Source organism: Streptococcus sp. Z554, assembly GCF_053010305.1.
Genome location: NZ_JBRKNV010000001.1, coordinates 114,355 through 138,703 on the forward strand (window position 1 = coordinate 114,355; position 24,349 = coordinate 138,703).

Consider the following 24,349-nt stretch of genomic DNA (forward strand, 5'->3'; position numbering starts at 1 on the left):
GTGTCAGATGGCAGTATCTCTAAATGATATTAAAACAAAAATCGCCTCAACGAAAAATACTAGTCAAATTACTAACGCCATGCAGATGGTTTCTGCAGCTAAGTTAGGTCGTTCTGAAGAAGCTGCACGCAACTTCCAGATTTATGCTCAAAAAGTCCGTAAACTCCTTACAGACATCCTTCACGGAGATGGTGCTGGCGGATCAACGAATCCAATGTTGATTAGTCGCCCTGTCAAGAAAACAGGCTATATCGTCATTACATCTGACCGTGGTCTTGTTGGAGGCTATAATTCTTCAATCTTGAAGGCAGTCATGGAACTTCAACAAGAATACCATCCTTCAGGTGATGATTTTGAAGTCATCTGTATCGGTGGTATGGGAGCAGACTTCTTTAAAGCTCGTGGTATTCAGCCAATTTATGAATTGCGTGGTCTAGCAAGCCAACCAAGCTTCGATGAAGTTCGCAAGATTATTTCAAAAACCATTGAAATGTATCAAAATGAACTTTTCGATGAGCTCTATGTTTGCTACAACCACCACGTCAATACACTGACAAGTCAAATGCGTGTGGAGCAGATGCTTCCAATTGTCGACTTGGACCCAAATGAAGCAGATGATAACTACAGCTTGACATTTGAGCTTGAAACAAGTCGTGAAGAAATCTTGGATCAGCTATTGCCACAGTTTGCAGAAAGTATGATTTACGGTGCTATTATCGATGCCAAGACAGCTGAAAATGCGGCAGGGATGACGGCTATGCAAACAGCAACAGATAATGCTAAAAAAGTTATCAATGATTTGACCATTCAGTATAACCGTGCCAGACAGGCGGCGATTACACAAGAAATTACAGAAATCGTAGCAGGAGCTAGTGCTTTAGAATAAAGCAATATTGCTCAGAGAAATGAACTTAGGACCTAGGCATTCTAGGAACCGATAGTATCTTATACAGAATAGGAGAAGTAGATGAGTTCAGGTAAAATTGCTCAGGTTATCGGTCCCGTTGTAGACGTCATGTTTGCAGCAGGTGAGAAACTACCAGAGATTAATAATGCACTTGTCGTCTACAAAAATGACGAAAGAAAAACGAAAATCGTCCTTGAAGTAGCCTTGGAGTTGGGAGATGGTATGGTTCGTACCATCGCTATGGAATCAACTGATGGCTTGACCCGTGGTTTGGAAGTATTGGACACAGGTCGTCCAATCTCAGTACCTGTTGGGAAAGAAACTCTAGGACGTGTCTTCAACGTTTTGGGAGATACCATTGACTTGGAAGCTCCTTTCGGTGAAGATGCAGAGCGTCAGCCAATTCATAAAAAAGCACCCACTTTTGATGAATTGTCTACCTCTTCAGAAATTTTAGAAACAGGGATCAAGGTTATCGACCTTCTTGCCCCTTACCTTAAAGGTGGTAAGGTCGGACTCTTCGGTGGTGCCGGAGTTGGTAAGACCGTATTGATCCAAGAATTGATTCACAACATTGCCCAAGAACACGGTGGTATCTCAGTATTTACTGGTGTTGGGGAACGTACTCGTGAAGGGAATGACCTATACTGGGAAATGAAGGAATCAGGCGTTATCGAGAAAACAGCCATGGTATTTGGTCAGATGAATGAACCACCAGGAGCACGTATGCGTGTTGCCCTTACTGGTTTGACAATCGCTGAATATTTCCGTGATGTAGAAGGTCAAGACGTTCTTCTTTTCATTGACAACATTTTCCGTTTCACGCAAGCAGGTTCAGAAGTATCTGCCCTCTTGGGCCGTATGCCTTCAGCCGTTGGTTACCAGCCAACCCTCGCAACAGAAATGGGTCAATTGCAAGAACGTATCACGTCAACGAAGAAGGGTTCTGTAACCTCTATCCAGGCAATCTACGTGCCAGCGGATGACTATACTGACCCAGCGCCAGCAACAGCTTTTGCTCACTTGGATTCAACAACTAACTTGGAACGTAAATTGGTTCAATTGGGTATCTACCCAGCCGTTGACCCACTTGCTTCAAGCTCACGTGCCTTGGCGCCTGAGATTGTTGGAGAAGAGCACTATGCTGTAGCTGCTGAAGTGAAACGTGTTCTTCAACGTTACCACGAATTGCAAGATATTATTGCCATCCTTGGTATGGATGAACTTTCTGATGAAGAAAAGACTTTAGTTGCTCGTGCACGTCGTATTCAGTTCTTCTTGTCACAAAACTTCAACGTTGCAGAACAGTTTACTGGTCAACCAGGATCTTATGTTCCAGTAGCTGAAACTGTTCGTGGCTTCAAGGAAATTCTTGACGGTAAATACGATCACCTACCAGAAGATGCCTTCCGTGGAGTAGGTTCAATCGAAGACGTTATTGCTAAGGCTGAAAAAATGGGATTTTAAGAGGTGATCTATGGCACATTTAACTGTCCAGATCGTGACACCAGATGGCCTCGTCTATGATCACCATGCCAGCTTTGTATCGGTACGAACTCTGGATGGTGAGATGGGGATCTTGCCACGACATGAAAATATGATTGCGGTTCTAGCAGTTGATGAAGTAAAGGTTAAACGCATCGATGATGATACTCATGTGAACTGGATTGCAGTAAACGGAGGAATCATTGAGATTGCTAATAATGTGATTACCATTATTGCTGACTCTGCTGAACGAGCACGTGATATCGATGTTAGTCGTGCTGAACGTGCTAAACTTCGTGCAGAACGTGAAATCGAAGAAGCACAAGACAAACACTTGATTGACCAAGAACGCCGTGCTAAAATTGCATTGCAACGTGCCATTAACCGTATCAATGTCGGAAATAAATTATAAAATAAAAAATGAGAGTGGGACAGAAATCGGTCATTCGTTATAATTCGATTTCGTCGTCCCACCTCCGCACAGTTGAGTAGGGCTGTAAAAGCTGATGAAATCAGCGTAGTAGATCCCACTCAACCACTGCGTCTTGCTCGACAATCCAAAGAAAATTGAGAGGCTAGGACTTTTGTCCCAGCCTCATTTTTATTTTGTCTTAGTTAGAAAAGTGAATGCAGACTGCTTCAGGAACCTGAAATTCATTAGAGAGTTCTGCCAGTCTACCAGTTTCAGGATTGCGCTTAAAGATAGTAGCATTATCAGAATCCTGGTGAACAGCGATAAGGAACTCTTGGTCAGGGGACAAATCAAAATCACGAGGATTTTTCCCATGGGTTGGAACAATCTCTAACAATTCCAAACTTCCATCTGCTAAAATGCTATAGACAGCGATCGAATCATGACCTCGGTTAGAAGCGTAGAGGAATTTGCCATCTTTAGAAAGACGAATAGCAGCAGTAGCATTAAAACCATTATAGTCATCTGGTAAGGTTGAAATGACCTGCATTTGTTCGAATTCTCCGACTCCATCGTAAATCAATACTTCAATCGTACTATTGAGTTCACAGATAAGATAAGCAATCTTATAGTGGTTGTGGAAAACAAGATGACGAGCACCAGCGCCTGGGTTACAATTATAGGTTGCTAGTTTAGTCAACTTTCCTTCTGGATTGATATCATAGGTAATGACCTCGTCAGTACCTAAGTCACAAGTTACCAAATATTGGTCTGGTGTTAAATCAGTAAAGTGTACGTGGGGAGAAGCTTGGTTTTCATGTGGACCATGGCCAGTATGTTGAACCTTGTCAGCCAATTCAAGACTGCCATCCTCTTTACGCTTATAAACTAAGACTTGGCCTTTATGGTAGTTAGCACCATAGACTAGACTACGTGTCTCATCAACTGCAACATAGCAGTGAGGAGCACCTTCTTCAACGACGTGGTTTAGGAGGACGCCATCCATTTTGTATGCTACGATTCCACCTTTGTCATCATGGCTTCCAACAGTATAGAGATGTTGATGCTGATCAAAGGCTAGGTAGGTCGGACTTGGCTCGCTTGCAAATAGTTCTAAATTTGAGAGCTTGCCAGTCTCTGTATCAAAATCAGCCTTGTAAATCCCTTGGGAAGTACGTCGTGTATAGGTTCCAAAATATACTATTTCTTTCATATTCATACCTCTAGAAAAAATATAATTCAATTATAACATAAAAAGGCCTGCTGGATGAAAATTCTAAGTCAGAAAAAAGAGCTCTTCACTTGTCAAGTAGACACATTTATCCTTTACTAAAAGACTATAAAAACCCCTTATTTTTCTTAAAACATGGTATAATGTTAGGACAAAGGAAAGGAAGAAAAAATGGAACAAAAAGAGAAACACTTTACCCTATCTTGGTTTTTTAAATGGTTTTTAGACAATAAAGCTATTACTGTTTTCTTGGTGACCTTGTTAATAGGTCTCAATATTTTTATTCTCAGTAAAATTAGCTTTTTATTTATCCCAGTTATAGACTTTTTATCAGTAGTGATGTTGCCGGTTATCTTATCGGGACTTCTTTTCTACCTCTTGAATCCACTAGTAGATTTGATGGAGAAGTATAAGATAAACCGTGTATTAGCCATTAGTATTATCTTTATCATTATTGCCATTCTCTTGATTATTGGACTAGCCGTTGCGATTCCAAATCTTCAACGTCAAGTAGTCATTTTTGCACAAAATGTGCCAAGTTATCTCGAAGATGCGGACAGAGTTATTGATGAGCTGGTAACCAAGCGTTTACCTGATGATTTTAGACCCCAACTGGAACAAGTTCTTGCTAATTTTTCAACACAAGCAACTGCTTGGGCAAGTAATATTTCTTCTAAGGCTGTTAACTGGGTGAGTGCTCTTATCAGTGGAACTTCACAGGTCATTGTCGCTCTCATTATCATGCCATTTATGCTCTTTTATCTCCTTCGAGATGGAAAAGGACTTAGAGATTATATTACTCAATTTTTACCAAATAAATTGAGAGAACCAGTTGGTAAGGTATTAACAGATGTCAATCAGCAACTGTCTAACTATGTAAGAGGACAAATCACAGTAGCTGTAATCGTCGCTATCATGTTTATTATCTTTTTCAAGATTATCGGACTACGCTATGCTGTTACTTTAGGTATTACTGCCGGTATTCTCAATTTAGTTCCTTATCTAGGTAGTTTTCTTGCTATGATTCCAGCCCTGGTTTTGGGTCTAATTGCAGGTCCTGTTATGCTCTTAAAAGTTATTATCGTTTTTATTGTAGAGCAAACTATTGAAGGACGTTTTGTTTCTCCACTGATTTTAGGTAGCCAATTAAATATTCACCCAATTACGATTCTTTTTGTACTATTAACTTCAGGTTCTATGTTCGGTATTTGGGGTGTATTGCTAGGTATTCCAATCTACGCTTCTGCAAAAGTAGTTATCTCAGAAATTTTTGATTGGTATAAAGGAGTTAGTGGACTTTATGAGCCAGTAGAGGAGACTGAAGGTGAACAATAGTCAACAAATGCTCGAAGCTTTGGAGCAACAAAATCTATCAAAAGCAGAATCTTTTTTCCAAAAAGCTTTAGAAGAAGATTCAGATGACGTTCTTCTTGAACTTGCTGCTTATTTGGAAGGGATTGGTTTCTTCCCACAAGCTGCACAAATCTATGAGAAATTAGCACCGAAATTTCCAGAAGTCTACATCAATCTAGCTGCAATAGCTGGTGAGGACGGACTTATCGAAGAGGCTTTTGACTATTTAGAGAAGATTGGTCCAGAAAGCGAATGGTACGTATCAGCTCTTGCCTTAAAAGCAGATTTATATCAGATGGAAGGATTGACAGATGTTGCGCGTGAGAAGCTCTTAGAAGCTCGTAGATACTCTGATGACCCTCTCCTAATATTTGGACTAGCTGAGCTAGATAGTGAGCTAGGAAACGATTTAGAGGCCATTAAAGGCTATGCTCAATTAGATAATCGTCTTATCTATGATCAAACTGGAATTTCGACCTATCAGAGAATTGGTCTTGCTTATGCACGTTTAGGGAAGTTCGAATCTGCAATAGAATTTCTAGAAAAAGCCTTAGAATTAGAATATGATGACCAAACAGCCTTTGAGCTTGCGAGTCTCTATTTTGACCAAGAGGACTACCAAAAAGCAACCTTGTACTTTAAACAATTGGATACTATTTCCCCAGATTTTGAAGGATACGAGTATGGCTATAGTCAAGCGTTGCATAAAGAGCATCAAACAGAAGAAGCACTTAAAATAGCGCAACAGGGCTTGTCAAAAAATCCTTTTGAAACGCGGCTCTTACTCCTAGCATCTCAGCTATCTTACGAGTTGCATCAACCTGAGCAAGCAGAAGCTTATCTGCTACAAGCACAAGAGAATGCTGATGATCAGGAAGAAATTTTGCTACGCTTAGCAACCATCTACCAAGAACAAGAAAGATACGAAGATATTCTCGCTTTAGCAGTCTATGAGCCTGAAAACCTCTTGACTAAATGGATGATCGCTCGAAGCTATCAAGAGACGGAAGAATTAGATGCTGCCTATGATCTCTATAAGGAGCTTGCTACTGACCTCAAAGACAATCCAGAGTTTTTGGAGCAATATATTTATTTATTAAGAGAGTTAGGCAAGCTAGAAGAAGCAAAAGGATACATCCAAGCTTATCTTCACTTAGTTCCAGATGATATGCAGATGCAGGAATTGTATCATCATTTAATGTAAGATATCCCTAATAATCGCCTCTAAAGAGGCGGTTATTTTTGATGGCCTCTTTAAAAAGAATTCAAGTTTCAGTATTCAAAATAAATAGATATAGTATGAATTTTTGATAATTTTTTGATATAATTGTTACAGTTATAAGTTGAATTATAAAATTAGTAAAAATAGAAAGATTGGAAATATGACAAAAGTAAAAATTGTAACGGATTCTTCTGTTACTATTGAACCAGAAGTGGTTAAAGAATTTGATATTACTGTTGTTCCATTATCTGTCATGATTGATAGTGTCCTTTATTCGGATGCAGATCTTGAAGAAGGAGAATTTCTTCGCTTGATGCTCGCTAGTAAAAATCTTCCTAAGACCAGTCAACCACCAGTTGGCCTCTTTGCAGAGATTTTTGATGAATTGGGTAAGGATGGTAGTCAGATTTTGGCTATCCATATGTCCCATGCTTTATCAGGAACTGTTGAAGCAGCGCGTCAAGGAGCAAGTTTATCAACAGCAGATGTCACTGTTTTAGATAGTTCATTCACAGATCAGGCATTGAAGTTCCAAGTTGTAGAAGCTGCTAAACTAGCTCAAGAAGGAAAAGACTTAGAAACCATCTTGGAGCATGTAGAAGATGTTAAAAATCATACTGAACTCTACATCGGTGTTTCAACTTTAGAAAACCTCGTTAAGGGAGGACGTATTGGTCGTGTTACTGGTTTGTTGAGCTCTTTACTAAATATTCGAGTAGTCATGCAGATGAAAGACCATGAGCTTCAACCGATTGTTAAGGGCCGTGGTTCTAAAACCTTTAAGAAATGGTTGGATGAATTAGTAGCCACTCTATCAAATCGTTCAGTAGCAGAGATTGGTATTTCTTATGCAGGTACAAATGAATGGGCAAACGAGATGAAAGCTGTTCTACAACCTTACGTTGAAAAACCAATTTCAGTCCTAGAAACAGGATCAATTATCCAAACTCACACCGGTGAAAATGCCTGGGCAATCTTAATTCGCTATAATTCCTAAAAAAATGAAGAAAAATTGAGATAAAAGGTGTTTTTGACTTGACCTAAAAGCAATTTTAGGTTATGATTATAAGTGTTAATTAGAAATAATTTTGGAGGATTCATTAACATGGCAAACAAACAAGATTTGATCGCTAAAGTAGCAGAAGCTACAGAATTGACTAAGAAAGATTCAGCAGCAGCAGTTAACGCTGTATTCGCAGCTGTAACTGAATTCCTTTCAGCTGGTGAAAAAGTTCAATTGATTGGTTTTGGTAACTTCGAAGTTCGTAAACGTGCAGCTCGTAAAGGTCGCAACCCACAAACTGGTAAAGAAATCAAAATCAAAGCTTCTAAAGTTCCAGCATTCAAAGCTGGTAAAGCTCTTAAAGAAGCAGTTAAATAATGATTTTATAAAAAGTCTGTCATATCAAGCATTTGAGCTTGTGTGACAGGCTTTTTTTGTTATATTGGGGTATCTTTGGGGCAAAGATCAATACTTTTCCATGATATCTGCAACTGTTGATTTCATTTTTTTAGTAATATGGATATAAATTTGAGTAGTAGTCTTTGCATCTGAATGGCCCACACGATCCATAATAGCCTTGAGTGGCACATTATTTTCAGATAAACGACTGACTAAGGTGTGACGGAAGATATGGCTTATAAGATTTTTATTTATAGGATGTTCAAGTCTTTCATTTGCTTTTTTTAAAGCAAGGTTAAAAGAATTTGTTTGAAGAGGGGCTCCATTTTTTGTTGTGAAGATGAAGCCCATGTCTTTATAACGAAGATTGATATTCTTCTCTAGTTTATTCATGAATTCCATCTCTTCTAATATCTCTTTTTCACTGGTGGTCATGACGGTTTCGCGATAGGATGCCAGGGTTTTCGGTGAAGTCTTTTCACCTTTCTGATATCCATTTGTGTGGTCGTAGGTTCCGTGAAGCTGCAGGATGTTAGATTCATAATCAACATTATGAGGCTCTATCCCCATAGATTCCCCAATACGACAACCATTCAGGCTCATGAATTCAGAGAGCAGTCCAATCCGATAAGTATTTGGTCTACGATATAGTTCTTTCAATAGCATTTTGATTTCATCTTCTTCAAGATATTTTTGTTCTACTTTTTTCCAATCTTCTAAAGTTTTTTAACTCTTGGAAGCTTAGCTCTCCTAGCTGGATTATCCTTGATAATGCCAAGGTCTATTGCATAATCAAAAGCAAGATTGAGCATGGACTTATTTCGCTCTTTTTTATTCCTTGAGCAATCGAGTTTATCTAGGTATGATTGAACATATTTTGGATCAATTTTAGAAACTTTGATACCAATTCCGAAGTCATCTTTTATCTCTTTGATATTTCCGCTTAATGAAGCGATGGAAGAACGTTTAATCCCTTGTTTGTAGAATGGACCACCATTGATCAAAAAGCTCTGTAAAAAGCATTTCTGAGCTTTCTAGTGAAATTACAACATTTACAAGACAGAAAGAATATCCTCTATTAGTATTAAATACGGGAGAGAATAATTCTCTTGGTAATCCTGCATTTGTTTTGATTCCGGCTGGCGATTCTGTAAATCCTACCAATGATAGTATTTTATTAATAAATATCAAAAACACAGACAAGTGTTACTGTCTGTGTTTTTAAAAATATAATTGTTTGAAATCTAAAAAATCGGGATGAGATAATCCCGACTGATTTCTAGTTGTTAAATAATAATTATTTTATGCTTATTCTGGTTCTACCAAAATCTTGATTTGAGATTTATCTTGCGTCAATTCGATAAAGCCATCTTGAACAATATTTTCCAATTTGATTTTCTTGGTAACCAATTTTTCAGCAGAGAAGTAGCCTTGTTCCATTAATTCCAATACTTTAGGGAAGATGTGACGATAAGCGATAATCCCTTTGAGGGTTTTTTCTTGGATAGCGAATTCATTTGGATTGATGCTAGCTTCACGTTCCCAGATAGATACAACCATACATTCACCAGCTTTATGAACCGCTGCAAGGGCTTGACCTAAAACAACAGGAACTCCTGTTACTTCATAAGAAACATCTGCTCCACCACCTGTTAAACGATGGATGGCTTCGACGATTGTTTCTCCTTCTTCTGGGCGAACAACGATTGCTCCCAATTCTTCCGCTTTCGCTTGGCGTTCAGGAGATAATTCAACCGCATAGATTTTTGATGCTCCTGCTGCACGAAGGGCTTCAACAATCAAAAGACCGATTGGACCCAAGCCAAAGATAACGGCTGTATCCCCAGTTTTCAATGCAGATTGACGAACGGCATAAACAGCAACAGCTGCAGGTTCTGTAAGCGCAGCTTGTTCATAGCTCAAGCTATCTGGAATCACATGCACAATATCACCATCAAGCACACAATACTTCGCAAAACCACCATCTGCCGCAAGGCCGACGAAGTTCAAGTTTGGATCAAGGTTGTAGTCACCGATTAGGTTATGTTTTGCCAAAATTGGTTCAATCGTCACGCGATCCCCAACTTTGACACGAGTTACATCACTTCCGACTTCCACAATTTCACCTGAGAATTCATGCCCTAGGGTTACTGGTGCCTTTTGACCAGAGTAAACATGCTCTTCAGTTGGAATAAAAATTGGCCCGTCTAAGTATTCATGCAAGTCTGTTCCACAGATTCCTGCAAATTTAACAGCAACCTTTACTTGATGCGGAAGGATATTTGGTACTTCTACTTCCTCGATGCGAACGTCCTTCTTGCCATGCCAGCGAGCAGCTTTCATAGTAGCCATATGGATAACTCCTTTTTATTTATATATTGCTTTCTCGTAAGAAAACGCTTACAAATAATATTATAAACATTTGTTATTCTTTTGTCAACTTTAAGGATTGAAATGATTGATTTCGAAATCTATAGATTTCGAAATCAATTTTTTGTAATAACGTGTATTAGAATATCTATACTGCATTTTTATTGCTAACATGATTTATCTCAACTATTTTACTAAATAAGGAGTAGGTTTTCTAATTTTTAATTTTTTGATAAAAACAATCGAGTTGACATAATTTGTCCACTCTTTTTTGTAAACTTAAATTATCAATAAAAAGAGGTGAAATTAAATGAATTATTATCAAGTTGAGTTTAAGAATCCTGATGATTTTCTAAAAACTCAAACAGAAGATTTTATTAAGGCTAATTGTTTATTGCTATTTAAAGAGGATGACGCTTACTACCTTATTTCTCAAGAAAATTACAATGACCAAGAAATCATGGGGAAAATAAAGGATTTTTTTGATCATGAGTTTACATTAAATAATGTTAAAATTTTAACAGAAAGTGATTTTATAAAAAACCTATTGATCAAGCGTCAAGCTTGGTTAGTAGTTTTTTTTGTTTTATAGAGAACTTGCTACAAAAGTAGAAGTAGAAATAAGAATTGGAACCATTATAAGCTATAAAGAAATTTAAGATTGAAAAAATAAATGAAACAAAAAAAACAACTCCGAATCGAAGTTGTTTTTGTTCAACCGTATACAAGTGATGCGGTTGATTATTTGAGACCGTATTTTTTGTTGAAACGATCCACGCGTCCATCTGCTTGAGTGAACTTTTGACGTCCAGTGTAGAATGGGTGTGAGTCTGATGAAATTTCCACACGGATCAATGGGTAAGTTTCGCCTTCGAACTCAACAGTTTCGCTAGAGCGTTTTGTTGAACCGCTAAGAAATTGGTAACCAGTAGTTGTGTCCATGAAGACAACTGGGCGATATTCTGGATGGATATCTTTTTTCATTTTGCAATATTTCCTTTCTGCCATGGTCTCTTTGCGAGCCATAGATTGTTACCATACTAGTCTATCAGATTCTGAAAAGTTTGGCAAGCTTTTTATCTATTTTTCAGCAAGTTTTTTAATTTTTGGTAGATGAGCTCATTCTCTTCTAAACTATAAGAATTTGCTCCACTAGCAAGGGGATGGCCACCGCCATCATGTTCTTTTGCGACACCATTGATAGGGACAAATTTACTGCGAAGACGTACGCGATAGTGACCATCTGCTTGCTCCACAAAGATTCCCCAAAGGCTAACAGTATCGATACGGCCCGGAGCCCCAACGATGGCTGCTGTTTCCGCATCAGTAACGTCGTATTTCTTCAAGATCTCTTGGGTGAGAATAACACGTGCAGCACCATTTTCATCAACTTCTAAGTGATCATAGACATAACCCTGCAGTTTAGCAATTTTAAAGCTCATAGTATCCATTTTACGCATCAATTCAGCGTAGTCAAAATCATGTTCTCTGAGTTGACTTGCGATACGAAGCGTACGTGCAGAAGTCGAAGGGTAAAGGAAACGGCCAGTATCACCGATAATTCCTGCACACAATAGTTTAGCAGCGTAATCTGATAACTCAAGCTTTGTAGCTTCAGCAAAAAGAGCAATCATCTCACTGGCACTGCTTGAACTTGTATCCACCCATGATAGGTCACCATAGATATCATCATTTGGATGGTGATCGATTTTGATGGTGAAATCAGCTTGTTCGTAGCGTTTATCATCGATACGAGGACGATTCGCTGTATCACAAATAATAGCAAGAGCTCCGTGGTAGTCACTGTCTTGGACAGTATCCATTTCCGCCATCCAAGTTAGAGTTGGTTCGTTATAACCAACTACTTTGATGGTCTTTTCTGGAAAATGGTGAGTGAGAAGAGCTTTCAAACCTACCTGACTCCCCAAAGCATCGGGATCTGGTTTCATATGACGGTGAATGATAATAGTATCGTATTCTTTGATTTTTTCTAAAATTTGATGGCAAATTTCCATAATGAACCTCAATTCTTTCTCATTTCATTGTAGCACAAGAGTTTTTATTTTTAAAATGAAAAAGATGTGATATAATGGAGAAAGATTAATTGAGGAGGACCTTATGGCATTAGCAAAAATTGTATTTGCCAGTATGACCGGTAATACTGAAGAAATCGCAGATATTGTAGCAGATAAATTAAGAGAATGTGGTTTAGATGTCGATGTTGATGAGTGTACAACTGTTGACGCTTCTGACTTTTTAGAAGCAGACATCGCAATTGTAGCAACCTATACATACGGAGATGGAGAATTACCAGATGAGATGATGGACTTCTACGAAGATCTAGCAGACCTCAACTTGAGTGGTAAAATCTATGGTGTCGTTGGATCAGGTGATACTTTTTACGATGAATTCTGTAAAGCAGTTGATGACTTTGACCGAGTATTTGTAGCTACAGGAGCTGAAAAAGGTTCAGAGTGCGTTAAAGTTGACCTTTCTGCTGAGGAAGAAGATATTGAACGCTTGGAGCAATTCGCAGAAGAATTAGCTGCAAAAGTGGGATAAGCATGAAGTTGCACTGATGAAAATTGTCAGTGCAGTTTTTATTCATGAGACTTAAGATTTTACTAGCCTATCTAGTGCTTTTTTGATACTATAGTTCAATAAAAAAGGAGACCCTATGGATTTAGATATTATTCGACAAGAAATTGATAAAATCGATGACCAAATCGTCCAACTGTTAGAAGAGAGAATGTATTTAGTTGAAGGAGTAATTGCCTATAAAAAAGCTTCAGGAAAACCTATTCAAGATACTAAAAGAGAAAAAGTTATCTTTGAAAAAGTCAAAAGTCGTGTCAGCAATAAAAAATACCAAGATACAATTGTAGCGACTTTTTCAGATATTCTCAAACGTTCGCGTGATTATCAGGATAAAACGATCAAATGAAAAACGAAAAATTTTACCCTCTAGGAATCTTTCTAGCAGGTATGCTTGGAGGAATTGTGCGTTTTCAGATTTCGAAATGGTTGCCATCTAGTCCAGACTTCCCTTGGGGAACACTAGTAGTCAACTATTTAGGAATTTTTTGCCTTGTCTACCTTGTAAAAGGTTATCTGGTTTATAAGGGAAGCAGTAAAGGTCTTATTCTAGCGCTGGGAACAGGATTCTGCGGTGGATTAACGACATTTTCTAGTCTCCTCTTAGATGCTGTGAAATTGCTGGACACAGGGCGTTATCTTAGCTTAAGTATTTATCTGCTTTTGAGTGTCGGGGGAGGGCTTTTATTTGCTTATTGTCTAGGGAGGAAGAAATGGTAGTATTTTATCTAGCGCTTGCCTGTGGACTGGGTGCTCTTGTCCGTTATTTCTTTTCCCGTTATAATCAAGGGTCAGAACTACCACTAGGAACACTCATAGCCAATCTTCTAGGTTGCTTTTTGATTGGATTATGCTACAACCATGTGGAGTCAAAAGAAGTCTATTCTATACTTGCTACTGGTTTTTGTGGTGGCTTGACGACTTTTTCAACCTTGAACGATGAACTCCAAAAACTGCTAAGTGACAAGAAGACATTTTATAGTTACCTATTATTAACCTACTTGCTTGGTTTTCTTGCGATTTTTTTAGGAATTCTGCTATAAATTTCTTTACTTTTTTCTGGAAATTTGATAAACTGTATCTTGTGTGTAATGGACGCACAAAAATACAGTTTATCCGCTGAGGAAGTTTCCTCAAGATTGACAAAGATAGGAGAATAAAATGAATCCATTAATCCAAAGCTTGACTGAAGGTCAACTTCGTACAGATATCCCTTCATTCCGTCCTGGTGACACTGTTCGTGTACACGCGAAAGTTGTCGAAGGAAACCGTGAACGTGTTCAGATCTTTGAAGGTGTTGTTATTGCACGTAAAGGTGCTGGCATCTCAGAAAACTACACAGTTCGTAAAATCTCTAACGGTGTAGGTGTTGAACGTATCTTCCCAATCCACACTCCACGTGTTGAAAAGATCGAAGTTGTTCGTTACGGTAAAGTACGTCGTGCGAAATTGTACTACTTGCGTGCTCTTCAAGGTAAGGCAGCTCGTATCAAAGAAATCCGTCGTTAATTCGATGATAAAAAACTCTGCTGCAAGGCAGGGTTTTTCTCTAGCTCCCTTAGTTCAATGGATATAACAACTCCCTCCTAAGGAGTAGTTGCAGGTTCGATTCCTGCAGGGGGCATCTAAACAACAGGAAAAAGCCTTTGTTAAAGGGCTTTTTTTATTTCTGTTCTACTTTTGTTCTACCAATTGATTCTCGCTCAAAAGTTTTCGAATAAATTGATGCTCTTTTTCTTTTTTTTCCTTTAATAAATGACCGTAAGTTTCGGTTACCTGTTTAATATTTTTATGTCCCATTACATGGGCAACTACCCAAATATCAATCCCTTTTGCAAGCAATAAACTAGCATAAGTATGTCTAATACCTGTAGCCGTTAAATTATAAGGAAAAATTTCTAGTTTTTTTAGTAGCGATTGTAAACTTTGATTTACTGCGTTATTACTAGGAACTCCATACACAACATCATAGAAAAGGAAATTTTCTTTTTCCTTAATACCTTGATTCTTATAGATAATCTTTTGTTCTTTCTTTAATAATTTCAAAACCTCAGATGTTTCTTCATCTATAGGCACATCTCGAACAGATGTATCCGTTTTGGGTGGTCTCCATTTATAATTATAGTAGCGCCTATAAGTGTGGATGACTTGATTTTCAAAATCAATGCAATCCCAAGTTAAACCTAAAATCTCTCCGAAACGCATCCCTGTTTTAAAGGAAACAAACAAAAGATAAGGAATCACAGATTTACTGTAATTAAGATGACTTTTTAAATGAACTAAAATCTTATAATAGTCTTCAATATTGTCAATATATTTTTCGTCTGTTGTCTTGCTTTTCTTCATCCCTGAAATAATCGCACCATCAGTAAAATCAACTATATCTAATTGGTCACGTTGAGCAAACTGAATGACTTTTCGGATTTCTGAGTTTAATCTTGCTACAGTATCTTTTGTAACCCTCTCAGCATATGAATTTAAAGCTCGTTGATATTGACTAAAACGAATAGAAGTTGCCGGTCTATCTTGAAAAAGTTCCTTTATCAAGTCTCCTCTCTTCTTATGCTTAAAAAGCGTTGATTCACTTTTTCCAAGTGGCCTTACAACAACATCAAACCATTCTTCCCATAACTCATATAAACTAGCTTGCGAATTAATTTTTGCACCGGACATTAACTTCAATTCAATAGATATAGCTTCTTTTTCCGCTTCTTTCTTCGTTCTGAAGCCACCTTTAGATGCAACAAGTTTTTTATTGCTATCCACAATTCTATAGTCCCATGTACCACTTTTAGTACGTTGTCTAAAAGTTGCCATTTGTTACCTCTTTCTTAGATAACCAAGGTTTTACCAAGGTTATTATACCATAATTTCTCTAAAATTATCTTCAAACCATTTTCGCGCTTTGCTAGCTAGAAAGAAATAACGACCACCCTTGTTTTTTGGATATTTCACAAAACCTTTAGAATTTAACTCAACATCTATTTCTTTGCGAATTTCAGGTACATTCAAAACATTGCTTAGTAACCATGGTCTTGAAACAGTTAGCATTTCTAATAAATCATCAAGTGTCAGATACTTGCCGATTGAGGCTTGATGTTTTAAAAATTCGTATTCTTTTCGAGCAACAATAACCATATCTTCAGGAATTGGTATCTCTATGTCCCTCAAATCAATAATAATTTTGTCCTGCATATTTACTTCCTCCATGATTTACTAATTCTATTCTTGATTGGCTGTATACTCGTCTTCTCTCGTCAAAGTACCAGATGGGGGTTTTATTTTATTGTAATCCCAGAATTCCCAGTTATTATTTAGTCCAACTGTAGACACCACCATGGATAACAATTCTTCTTTACTTTCCATTTTAGTATCGGGCTTAAAATCGTAAGTTAAGGACGTCGTTTGCTTGAGACCTGGAATCTGAACTACTCTATTCATTATTCTTTCAGGCTGTGCTTCGTGAAAAGTTGGAGAATCACTATTTCCCTTCAACGTTACTAGATGAGTAATTCTTCTTACGTACTGTGATAAATCTTCATGATTATTCCCTTTTGTATGATAGAAGAACGTTAAAGGATGTTTAGAACTTGTGATAATAATGACCTTGGCAGCACCTATTTTATTTTGATAACGTGCTGAGATAGGACTAATATTATATGGATCTAAAACTTTTAACCAGTCTGACGCGGTTAAGCTATCTCCTCGAACATCATCAAGTAATAGAATTTCTTCTCCGTTGACTTCATCAAACATATTGGTTCCTGCGGTCACGACTGATTGCCATTTTTTATTATTCAGCTTTGCTAACTGAATAAGATTTTTTGCTATCTCTTTTGCAAACGTCGATTTTCCAAGGCCAGATGCTCCATATATAAATAATATTGTCTTTTTGAACTCTCCGTTTTCCAGTTCATCTTTTGTTCTGGCACTTTTAATTTCTCCAACAGTTCTAATTGCATCGTTTATTCTAACTCTATGGATTGTGTAGAGCATGTGGTATTCATTGTTAAGAAGTATCTCTTTTTTGGTAATATTCTCGTTCAGAATATTATCGATTAGCAAATCAATATCTTCGTAAGTCTGCTTTACCTCTTTTTTAGCTTTTCCTTTAAGCCAGCTTCCTTGTCTTTCGTGATAAACTTCCAAGTAGTCTTTACCTTTCAGAGTGAATACTTCGTCAGGAGTATATTGATACTTTTCTTTATCTTTTGCATGAATTAAGTAAGCTAACAAATTATCGTAGCCATATCTACCAGACTTAGCTTTCTCAAGATACTGAGGTTCAAGTCCTAGATGAATCGCTAGGTCAATTAGTGTGGCTCCTTTATCAAACTTGAGTAAAGCGTGAATGTGCGGTTCTTTAAGTTCTGTAGTTGTTGTTTGAAGAGATTTGTCGAATGCTACAGATGTATCCTTATCATGCTTGATTGCATACGCTTCAGAAACTGTTGCCACTTGATTGGCTCTATTTACTATTTCTTGTAGAATCGATTCTACGTTTTGTGATTTTATTATTTCTTCGTCCCAGCCGTTCTTCCAATATTTAGGCTGAAAGTATTGTGTAATAGATATAGAAGTTAATAGTGCTTCTTTTGTTTTTTTAGCCATATATATTTAGCCTTTCTTTTTTAACTATTTTTTAATTATTCTTTTAACTATTCTAGTGTTAGACCGTCGACAAGCCCAGTCTAACACGTGCGTAGAATAGTTAGAGTATAAGTTAGAAATATTTTGCCTACCGCAGATTTGCACCTCAGAGGGTTAGGATTGGTAAAATGAACAAGCACTACGGCTTGCCACCCCTAACCCTCTGAGGCACTTTCATTTGGTGTCTGATACTGCTCGAGCATCTTCTTAAGCACTTTGTGCATTTTAGTAAAGTCACGAACGTTCCGAACTTGAACTTTTATAGGTTGACTGCCGTTCATTTCTTGATACCAGCCATAACGGTTTGGAAGAGCTTCTAGCTTTTGTCCAGGTTCTAGGGAAAAAATATTATCTGCGATTGCTGAACGTGAAGCCATATTTCCTAAACCGAGAACAGCTCCAAATTGATTTCGAAGATTTGTATCGATTCCGTCTTGGGCTGGCAAATCTTGGGAAACAAAGCAACAGAAAATGGAGCGACTTCGACCACTGAGGATGATAGACTTAAGCATTTTTTGAATTTTACTTTTCTGTTTTCCTTCGAGTGAACTCATCAAAACAGTCACTTCCTCAACTAATAAAATCAATGGTATTCTTTCTATAAATCTATCTTCTTGACGGCGAATCATCTCATTATAAGCGACTTCGATAGCTTTGTGAGCCCTCCAACCGAGAAAAACATTAGGACTATCTTCAAATTCTAACCAGTCTTCCTGTTTGATTTCAGAAACGACAAGCATTGGTAACGCTCTTTTTTTTCTGTGAGCAGTAATAAATACGTCAGTGACAACCATTTTAGCAATCACTGATTTTCCTGAACCTACATTACCAAGAATCAGGTAGTTAATGATAGAACTAGGAACCTCCCAACCTAGTTTTCCACCACCTACTTTTAATAATGGTCTAGTATCTACCATAAATCTAAGTCCTCATCAAATTCCTCTTCTTGAACAACCTCAGAAGCTCTTGCCATACGATTGTATGTTGCCTCTTCGATTGTTTTAACATCGAATTTAGCAACCCAACCAGCACCAACATTCATTTCTATGTGCATATAGTCAAGAGCAAATTCATTTGTGTATTTAGCCAACACACCCCTGAAATACTCTTCAAGCTCTTTTTGAGAGTTTGTGTCAAGATTATTAGCGAGATAGACCCAAATATCTACACCTCGTGTTGTAGCAGGATTTATAGTTTTTAACTGTAAATCATGGGATAGGTTTTGATTGAGATGATTAACTACGTTTTGTAAGATAGTAGCTTTTCGAGCTTGTAATTGTTCATCAACCTTCTTCTTCAACAACCAAAGAATGACATTTCGGATCAATGTGGTTATAATCTTAACTTGCTTGCCTGTCAACAAGAGGCATTGTTCCCATAAATTTTCATTTCTCTTAACAACCTCATCTGACAAAATGAGAAACTGTCGTTTTAGAAGAATGAACAGAACATTCACACTTTGCCATAGGAACAGTACAATAAAAAGATAGGATAGTATTTTTATTAGCATATTTTTTTACTCCTTTTTATAGTGAGTAGTTATCATCTACACAATGCAGATGATAACTCACTATTTTTATCATTTATTTTAATGAAATATCAGAAAGCTCAGCTACAAGAGCGAGCCCAACCGGCTGTTTCAACTTGTCAAGGACAAATGACAAGTCATACTTATTCAGTATGATGTCAGTATTAACCAAACCATCTAAACTCTCGTTTTGATAGTTCTTCAACTTGATTTTCAACGATGGACAGTAAGCTTCCTGATTAATACTAGCGAATTGCTCATAGAGTTCAACATCTACGCATGTCAGATATGCCCACGAACGTTGATTTTCTTGACCATCATTGATGATTCCGCTATTTGTATCAACTACTTTGATTTCTGAGGGGATATCAACAGAAGCTGATAAAGCATCTAAAAGTGCTCTTGAGCTTTCGTAGTCACCTACGATTAATTTTTTCCCTTTCGACATATGAATTTCTCCTTTGTCTACTTTGCGTGGTCAGACTTTTTAGAATGCTGACAAGTAATTTTAATCTTTGATGATAACAACTATTTGAAAGCCATTATCTTGGACTAAGTGTACATTTTAACCACTCCTTTCTTTTAAGTTCAACTACTATACAGCAGGGGGATACTCCAACTTATGACATCTCTTTTTTAAAAGAATCAATCTTTTCTAAAATACGCAATACTTATATATTATATGTAAGGGGAAGTAAGTCTTTAAGGTATATTGAACTTATATTTTAGTAAGAACTCTCTTGTTTTGCACAGGGGGATTCAGTTTCATCGCCATTTTATATATTCTAAATGTATTTTCTATTAATGTTTTAGGTATAGAAGAAGATTTATATATAGGGTTAAAAATCATTTACTGTGAGAAAAAGACTTAGATATTTCTACTAAAAGAATAAAATAAAAAACCAAGTCAACATAATTGACTTGGTTTATATTGTGGCAATAAGCTGTATTATTCTTTGCAAAATCAATACTACTTATTATTTGTAAATTAGTTCACTTTATAGATTGTTTTATATAAAAAAAGAACTTCTTTTTTTACCGTAATGTCATAAAGTATCACCACTTTAAAAATAGCTGTCTCTGGACTTCATCTATTAAATATTACAATGAATAATCACTTATAAATTTGTTTTAAAAATTTATGAAATATGATAAAATGAGAATAGGAAGCTGTCATAGTTTATTTATTCAATAGACCAACTTTTAAGTATCACGGTCTTAATAGTTAACTACTTTATGGAAGTTTCTCCGTCTGCTATACCTACACCTAAGATTAACTATTATACTTTCTTCATTTTAGATTATAATCTTAGAACAATTAAAGACTTTATTGAGATCTCCTTACATTTCAATGAAATACCTTTGGTAGTAGTTGATGCAGGCACAAAAGAAATAAAGAAAGACTACATTAAACACCAAGTTGCAAGTAATTTAGGGAAGTTATGGCTATTAAATCGTCTAAGTCTATCACCCTAGTATGCAAGCTTTTAGGCATAGAACATTGCAATATAGGTACTTTGATTGTATGGAAAAGGTAACTTCATGCTTACTCATATAAGACAAGAATCTCGTTCTTGTGCAAAGGAAATGGTTAAAGCCATGCGAAAGGTCTGCGACCGTAATTTTTATATCAATCACAAAAACATTACTGGGTATGTTCCCGACGTACTCTTTCAAAAACCTGAGTTAAGTTTAAATGGTCGAAAGTATTATAGTGGAGATACTCACCGTTTTGGTACGTTTGTGTTTAAAGATAATAAACTTTGGGTAAGGGTATCAAGACATGACTTAGAGAAGTATCCAGAAGGTGCTTACATAGACTTTAATTTTAACCAACCTGCAATGTTCCTTAGTTCACAGTATCGCAGAAAACAATATCAACCTGTACCAATTTCTGAAAAACAATATAACATTCTGAAGAATAAGGTACAGGAGTTGATTCAGTATCAAGAACTTTATGGTTGCCAAGGCTTTATGTTTAGAGTAAACTATATGACTATGACAATGTTCGTAGTTTTTGATGCTCAAGGAAATCCTTATCACTTATCAGATGGGTTGAATTCTGTTGAGAGATTCTTTCTTTAAGGAGACTAAATAAAGCACAAAAGTAGAACAGTTTTTTAACAATATTCTGTTCTACTTTTGTTCTACCTTTTATTTTTACATACGATTTAGAGAGTGGCAAAACCTTGATTTATCAATATTTTTGTTACTCATTTTTACTTATTTTAACTCCAAATCGACTGCAGGGGGCATATAAACTATTGATTTTACTGGGTGTTTGAGGTGTTTCGCCCCAAATTTGCCCCTAAATTACAAGATTTATATAAAGTGTCGACGTAGATTCGATAAGCAATCGCTAGAAGCACTTTAACAAAATATCATAAATTATAAAAATTGGAGTACTAATGGTTGATAAAGATTTTTCTTTTGATAAGATAGAATCTATCTTAAACGGAGCTAGCAATTTTTATATTTCTTCAACTGAACAATTGAATAAATGTTTAGATCATGTTGTTCAGTTGATTTCGGATTCATATGTTTTGTATATAAATAGTTCCTATTCTTCTTCATCTTTTCTAGCTATTAGCGTGATAGAAGAGGTTGGAAAAATTAGAATGGGGATGTTTATTAAAGGTTCAGATTCCTATGTGAGAAAAGATAAATTAAGAGATCATAAGTCTAAACAAATTGTAGGAGCAAGCTACACTATTTGTATGGGCGAAAGGATTAAAAATGCAATTTCTGATGAAAATTTGAAAAAATTTTTAAATTTATTTATTCTGGAGAATTGAAAGATTTAAGAGAAAAAGCAATTTATTGTGATAGAAAAAATAACAGTGTTGTAACACCGAAAGATTTAATAACTCAAGAATTTGCAAGAAATTTACTTTTATTTGCGATAGAATCGTTTGATGATAATCTAGTGGGCTGGACGAATTACTCAATAGAGTTATCAAAGAAAACTGATTTATTTTTTGAAATTATTGCTAATTCTAAGATGAAATAGACAAAAAAACGCTCAGCTGAGCGATTTTTGTCTATTTTTACCTTTTGCTACAACACCCAAGTTCGAATAGCGTGGGCGACACCAGATTCATCGTTAGACTTGGTGATGTATTTGGCGATTTTTTTGAGTTCTGGATTTCCATTTTCCATAACAACGGGATTCCCAACGACTGCTAGCATAGCACGGTCATTTTCCTCATCACCGATAGCCATGGTCTCATCTTTCGTCAGTCCAAGTTTTTCAGCTAGATGAGTGATAGCAGAGCCCTTGTCTACATCTTTTTTGAGAAGCTCGAGGTAGAAAGGAGCAGACTTGTTGATAGAGTAACGTTCGTAAAAATCTGCTGGAATCTTTTCAATCGCAGCATCGAGAATCTCAGGTTCATCGATAAACATACATTTGACGATTTCTTTATCAGCCATCTCTTCAGGAGTGCGGTAGAAGATTGGCATGCTGACGAGAGTTGACTCGTGAACCGTGTATTTTCCGATGTTGCGGTTGGCAGTATAGATACCGTCCTTAGTAATGGCGTGCATGTGGACACCTAGCTTACGGCTGAGGAATTCCATATCCAGATAATCCTCGTAAGTCAAGGATTCGCTGATAATCTCATGACCTGTGGCAGTTTCTTGGACAAGGGCACCGTTAAAGGTCACAACATAGTCCCCTTCGTCTCTCAACTGCAAGTCGTCAAGAAGTTTTGCAACTCCAGCGATGGGGCGTCCTGTTGCGATTACAACCTTGACTCCAGCTGCTTTGGCATCTTGGATAGCTGCAAAAACTTCTGGAGTAATTTCTTTTTTCCTATTAACAAGGGTACCATCAATATCGACGGCGATTAGTTTTATACTCATAAATTTCCTCTGTTATTTCTTATCTGGATTAAAATGATCATTCTCAATTAAATGTGAAAATTGTTGAATGATACTCGTGAAAATACTGTTTTGCTTAAGCATTTCTTTAGGGAAGTAGAAGCGGTTGTCACCATGACGGCTTCCTGCAAGAGATTGAACGATAGGAGATAGGCTAGAAAGTTCTGCCAGTTCACCATTTTTTTGGACAATCTCGATTTGAGTTCTAGGATTCTCAGACTCTGGTCGATAAATATCGTAAGGAAGGTCGAAATTCTTGTGGATAGCAGTGTAGTAGTTAGGGTCAAAACCAATTTCTTCTACGAAATTCCGCATAATTTCAAGCTGGTCTTGGTCTTCCTCAGAAAAAGTGATGGATTTGAAGACCTTACGATTGATAAACCGTTGAGAAAGGTCAGCTAGAATTTTATCCGTACTAGTCATCCAGAGTTGGAAATAGGTATTCATAACCCCGTCGTCAAGCGCAAGATAATCAGACAAGGTTACCTTTTTCTCGAAAAATGGCAGTAGATGTGGCGATGTAAGAGCAAAGAAGTCTTTATTTTCAGGATAGAGTTCCTTGGCACGTTTCAACAGATTTTGCAGAAGGACTTCCATGGCACGTGTGGCTGGGTGGAAATAAACCTGCATGTACATCTGATAACGACTGAGTACATAATCTTCGATGGCATGCATGCCATTACGCTGAAAGGCAATGCCATTTTCAACAGGACGAATGACACGAAGGATCCGAGTCAGATCAAACTGGCCATAAAAAGCACCCGTAAAGTAGGAGTCACGAAGGAGATAGTCCATACGATCTGCATCGATCTGGCTGGAAATCAGCTGCACCACTTGTTTGTTTGGATAAGTGTGGTCAATCACGCTGGCTACTTTTTTTGGAAAGTCCGGTGCTACCTGCAAAAGGACCTGATGAATCTCTGTTTCAGGGTTTTGGATAATTTCCTGGGTAATCGCCTCATGGTCAGTGTCAAAGAGATTTTCAAAAGTATGAGAGTAGGCACCATGTCCGAGGTCGTGTAGAAGAGCAGCAGTCATGGTTAAGAGAGACTCGTTCGAATCCCATTCCTCAGGATATTTCTCCTCAAAAATCTCAGTGATTTGACGGGCAATTTCGTAGACACCCAAACAGTGAGAAAAACGACTATGCTCTCCACCATGGAAAGTATAGCTAGATGTCCCAAGCTGTTTGATGCGACGGAGCCGCTGAAATTCTTTGGTATTGATCAGGTCATAAATGACTTGATTATTAACATGGATATAGTTGTGAACGGGGTCACGAAATACTTTTTCATTCATAAGACCATTATAG

27 protein-coding genes, 1 tRNA gene and 2 pseudogenes are annotated in these 24,349 nt (G+C 37.2%); 17 read left to right on the plus strand and 13 right to left on the minus strand.

What is annotated here, in order from left to right:
* Positions 1–7: 7 nt before the first annotated feature.
* The 3 genes from ACVC7R_RS00640 (at position 8) to ACVC7R_RS00650 (ending at position 2,804) form a co-directional block, all read left to right on the plus strand.
* The gene (locus tag ACVC7R_RS00640) at positions 8–886 is read left to right on the plus strand and encodes a F0F1 ATP synthase subunit gamma (protein WP_004253324.1); all 879 of its coding nucleotides are present in this window, start codon (positions 8–10) and stop codon (positions 884–886) included.
* An 81-nt stretch (positions 887–967) separates the two neighbouring features.
* Positions 968–2,374, plus strand: coding sequence for a F0F1 ATP synthase subunit beta (atpD, locus tag ACVC7R_RS00645; RefSeq protein ID WP_006152632.1), 1,407 nt, complete (start codon positions 968–970; stop codon positions 2,372–2,374).
* A gap of 10 nt (positions 2,375–2,384) precedes the next feature.
* The gene (locus tag ACVC7R_RS00650) at positions 2,385–2,804 is read left to right on the plus strand and encodes a F0F1 ATP synthase subunit epsilon (protein WP_006148659.1); all 420 of its coding nucleotides are present in this window, start codon (positions 2,385–2,387) and stop codon (positions 2,802–2,804) included.
* A 199-nt stretch (positions 2,805–3,003) separates the two neighbouring features.
* Here the strand turns inward: ACVC7R_RS00650 and ACVC7R_RS00655 are convergent, their stop codons facing one another.
* The gene (locus ACVC7R_RS00655; RefSeq protein ID WP_447263073.1) at positions 3,004–4,017 is read right to left on the minus strand and encodes a lactonase family protein; all 1,014 of its coding nucleotides are present in this window, start codon (positions 4,015–4,017) and stop codon (positions 3,004–3,006) included.
* Positions 4,018–4,206: 189 nt separating this feature from the next.
* Between ACVC7R_RS00655 and ACVC7R_RS00660 the strand changes: the two genes are divergently transcribed.
* The 4 genes from ACVC7R_RS00660 to ACVC7R_RS00675 all read left to right on the plus strand — a co-directional run bounded on the left by ACVC7R_RS00660 (position 4,207) and on the right by ACVC7R_RS00675 (position 7,991).
* Complete coding sequence (locus tag ACVC7R_RS00660) at positions 4,207–5,370, plus strand: AI-2E family transporter (protein WP_447263074.1); 1,164 nt, start codon at positions 4,207–4,209, stop codon at positions 5,368–5,370.
* Positions 5,360–6,592 (plus strand): tetratricopeptide repeat protein, encoded by a 1,233-nt coding sequence (locus tag ACVC7R_RS00665; protein ID WP_447263075.1) that lies wholly within the window; start codon positions 5,360–5,362, stop codon positions 6,590–6,592. The genes ACVC7R_RS00660 and ACVC7R_RS00665 overlap by 11 nt, the downstream gene beginning before the upstream one ends.
* A gap of 178 nt (positions 6,593–6,770) precedes the next feature.
* Entirely contained in the window at positions 6,771–7,607 is an 837-nt protein-coding gene (locus ACVC7R_RS00670; RefSeq protein ID WP_214261802.1) for a DegV family protein, read from the plus strand.
* 108 nt (positions 7,608–7,715) lie between these two features.
* The gene (locus ACVC7R_RS00675) at positions 7,716–7,991 is read left to right on the plus strand and encodes an HU family DNA-binding protein (protein WP_447263076.1); all 276 of its coding nucleotides are present in this window, start codon (positions 7,716–7,718) and stop codon (positions 7,989–7,991) included.
* A gap of 87 nt (positions 7,992–8,078) precedes the next feature.
* On the opposite strand, the pseudogene ACVC7R_RS00680 reads toward ACVC7R_RS00675, so the two are convergent.
* Positions 8,079–9,050 (minus strand): annotated as a pseudogene (locus ACVC7R_RS00680) (tyrosine-type recombinase/integrase); the annotation flags it as partial.
* 270 nt (positions 9,051–9,320) lie between these two features.
* The gene (locus ACVC7R_RS00685; RefSeq protein ID WP_447263077.1) at positions 9,321–10,364 is read right to left on the minus strand and encodes a 2,3-butanediol dehydrogenase; all 1,044 of its coding nucleotides are present in this window, start codon (positions 10,362–10,364) and stop codon (positions 9,321–9,323) included.
* A gap of 328 nt (positions 10,365–10,692) precedes the next feature.
* Between ACVC7R_RS00685 and ACVC7R_RS00690 the strand changes: the two are divergent.
* Positions 10,693–10,788: pseudogene (locus tag ACVC7R_RS00690) on the plus strand (DNA recombinase); the annotation flags it as partial.
* 335 nt (positions 10,789–11,123) lie between these two features.
* Here ACVC7R_RS00690 and ACVC7R_RS00695 read toward each other — a convergent pair.
* Positions 11,124–11,366 (minus strand): type B 50S ribosomal protein L31, encoded by a 243-nt coding sequence (locus ACVC7R_RS00695; protein WP_414275324.1) that lies wholly within the window; start codon positions 11,364–11,366, stop codon positions 11,124–11,126.
* Between the two features lie 92 nt (positions 11,367–11,458).
* On the minus strand, positions 11,459–12,397 hold the full coding sequence (locus tag ACVC7R_RS00700) for a DHH family phosphoesterase (RefSeq protein WP_447263078.1): 939 nt from the start codon (positions 12,395–12,397) through the stop codon (positions 11,459–11,461).
* Positions 12,398–12,500: 103 nt separating this feature from the next.
* Here ACVC7R_RS00700 and ACVC7R_RS00705 point away from each other — a divergent pair, with 103 nt between their 5' ends.
* The 6 genes from ACVC7R_RS00705 to ACVC7R_RS00730 all read left to right on the plus strand — a co-directional run bounded on the left by ACVC7R_RS00705 (position 12,501) and on the right by ACVC7R_RS00730 (position 14,601).
* Entirely contained in the window at positions 12,501–12,944 is a 444-nt protein-coding gene (locus ACVC7R_RS00705; protein WP_263393487.1) for a flavodoxin, read from the plus strand.
* Positions 12,945–13,059: 115 nt separating this feature from the next.
* A complete protein-coding gene (locus ACVC7R_RS00710) occupies positions 13,060–13,326 on the plus strand; it encodes a chorismate mutase (protein WP_447263079.1) in 267 nt (88 codons plus the stop codon).
* The gene (gene crcB, locus ACVC7R_RS00715; protein ID WP_447263080.1) at positions 13,323–13,697 is read left to right on the plus strand and encodes a fluoride efflux transporter CrcB; all 375 of its coding nucleotides are present in this window, start codon (positions 13,323–13,325) and stop codon (positions 13,695–13,697) included. The genes ACVC7R_RS00710 and crcB (ACVC7R_RS00715) overlap by 4 nt, the downstream gene beginning before the upstream one ends.
* Positions 13,691–14,020 (plus strand): fluoride efflux transporter CrcB, encoded by a 330-nt coding sequence (gene crcB, locus ACVC7R_RS00720; RefSeq protein ID WP_447263081.1) that lies wholly within the window; start codon positions 13,691–13,693, stop codon positions 14,018–14,020. The genes crcB (ACVC7R_RS00715) and crcB (ACVC7R_RS00720) overlap by 7 nt, the downstream gene beginning before the upstream one ends.
* A gap of 118 nt (positions 14,021–14,138) precedes the next feature.
* Positions 14,139–14,486, plus strand: coding sequence for a 50S ribosomal protein L19 (gene rplS / locus ACVC7R_RS00725; protein WP_001068670.1), 348 nt, complete (start codon positions 14,139–14,141; stop codon positions 14,484–14,486).
* 43 nt (positions 14,487–14,529) lie between these two features.
* Positions 14,530–14,601 (plus strand) — tRNA-Arg (locus ACVC7R_RS00730).
* A gap of 50 nt (positions 14,602–14,651) precedes the next feature.
* Here the strand turns inward: ACVC7R_RS00730 and ACVC7R_RS00735 are convergent.
* The 6 genes from ACVC7R_RS00735 to ACVC7R_RS00760 all read right to left on the minus strand — a co-directional run bounded on the left by ACVC7R_RS00735 (position 14,652) and on the right by ACVC7R_RS00760 (position 19,603).
* The gene (locus ACVC7R_RS00735) at positions 14,652–15,794 is read right to left on the minus strand and encodes a site-specific integrase (protein WP_447263082.1); all 1,143 of its coding nucleotides are present in this window, start codon (positions 15,792–15,794) and stop codon (positions 14,652–14,654) included.
* A 42-nt stretch (positions 15,795–15,836) separates the two neighbouring features.
* The gene (locus tag ACVC7R_RS00740) at positions 15,837–16,172 is read right to left on the minus strand and encodes a DUF771 domain-containing protein (RefSeq protein WP_447263083.1); all 336 of its coding nucleotides are present in this window, start codon (positions 16,170–16,172) and stop codon (positions 15,837–15,839) included.
* Positions 16,173–16,199: 27 nt separating this feature from the next.
* A complete protein-coding gene (locus ACVC7R_RS00745) occupies positions 16,200–17,588 on the minus strand; it encodes a Rep family protein (protein WP_447263084.1) in 1,389 nt (462 codons plus the stop codon).
* A gap of 194 nt (positions 17,589–17,782) precedes the next feature.
* Positions 17,783–18,544, minus strand: coding sequence for a cell division protein FtsK (locus ACVC7R_RS00750; protein ID WP_447263085.1), 762 nt, complete (start codon positions 18,542–18,544; stop codon positions 17,783–17,785).
* Positions 18,538–19,137: a hypothetical protein gene (locus ACVC7R_RS00755; protein WP_447263086.1), complete on the minus strand. Its 600-nt coding sequence runs from the start codon at positions 19,135–19,137 to the stop codon at positions 18,538–18,540. Before ACVC7R_RS00755 ends, ACVC7R_RS00750 begins: the two co-directional genes overlap by 7 nt.
* A gap of 73 nt (positions 19,138–19,210) precedes the next feature.
* A complete protein-coding gene (locus ACVC7R_RS00760; RefSeq protein WP_447263087.1) occupies positions 19,211–19,603 on the minus strand; it encodes a hypothetical protein in 393 nt (130 codons plus the stop codon).
* A gap of 1,151 nt (positions 19,604–20,754) precedes the next feature.
* Between ACVC7R_RS00760 and ACVC7R_RS00765 the strand changes: the two genes are divergently transcribed.
* From ACVC7R_RS00765 to ACVC7R_RS00775, 3 genes are all read left to right on the plus strand, one after another.
* On the plus strand, positions 20,755–21,240 hold the full coding sequence (locus ACVC7R_RS00765; protein ID WP_447263088.1) for a hypothetical protein: 486 nt from the start codon (positions 20,755–20,757) through the stop codon (positions 21,238–21,240).
* Positions 21,241–21,563: 323 nt separating this feature from the next.
* Positions 21,564–21,950: an AbiV family abortive infection protein gene (locus ACVC7R_RS00770; protein WP_447263089.1), complete on the plus strand. Its 387-nt coding sequence runs from the start codon at positions 21,564–21,566 to the stop codon at positions 21,948–21,950.
* Complete coding sequence (locus ACVC7R_RS00775) at positions 21,947–22,165, plus strand: AbiV family abortive infection protein (protein WP_447263090.1); 219 nt, start codon at positions 21,947–21,949, stop codon at positions 22,163–22,165. The genes ACVC7R_RS00770 and ACVC7R_RS00775 overlap by 4 nt, the downstream gene beginning before the upstream one ends.
* A 47-nt stretch (positions 22,166–22,212) precedes the next feature.
* Here ACVC7R_RS00775 and yidA read toward each other — a convergent pair whose 3' ends face one another.
* Both yidA and ACVC7R_RS00785 read right to left on the minus strand, forming a co-directional pair.
* Complete coding sequence (yidA, locus tag ACVC7R_RS00780) at positions 22,213–23,019, minus strand: sugar-phosphatase (protein WP_447263091.1); 807 nt, start codon at positions 23,017–23,019, stop codon at positions 22,213–22,215.
* Between the two features lie 12 nt (positions 23,020–23,031).
* Entirely contained in the window at positions 23,032–24,336 is a 1,305-nt protein-coding gene (locus ACVC7R_RS00785; RefSeq protein WP_447263092.1) for an HD domain-containing protein, read from the minus strand.
* Positions 24,337–24,349: the final 13 nt, after the last annotated feature.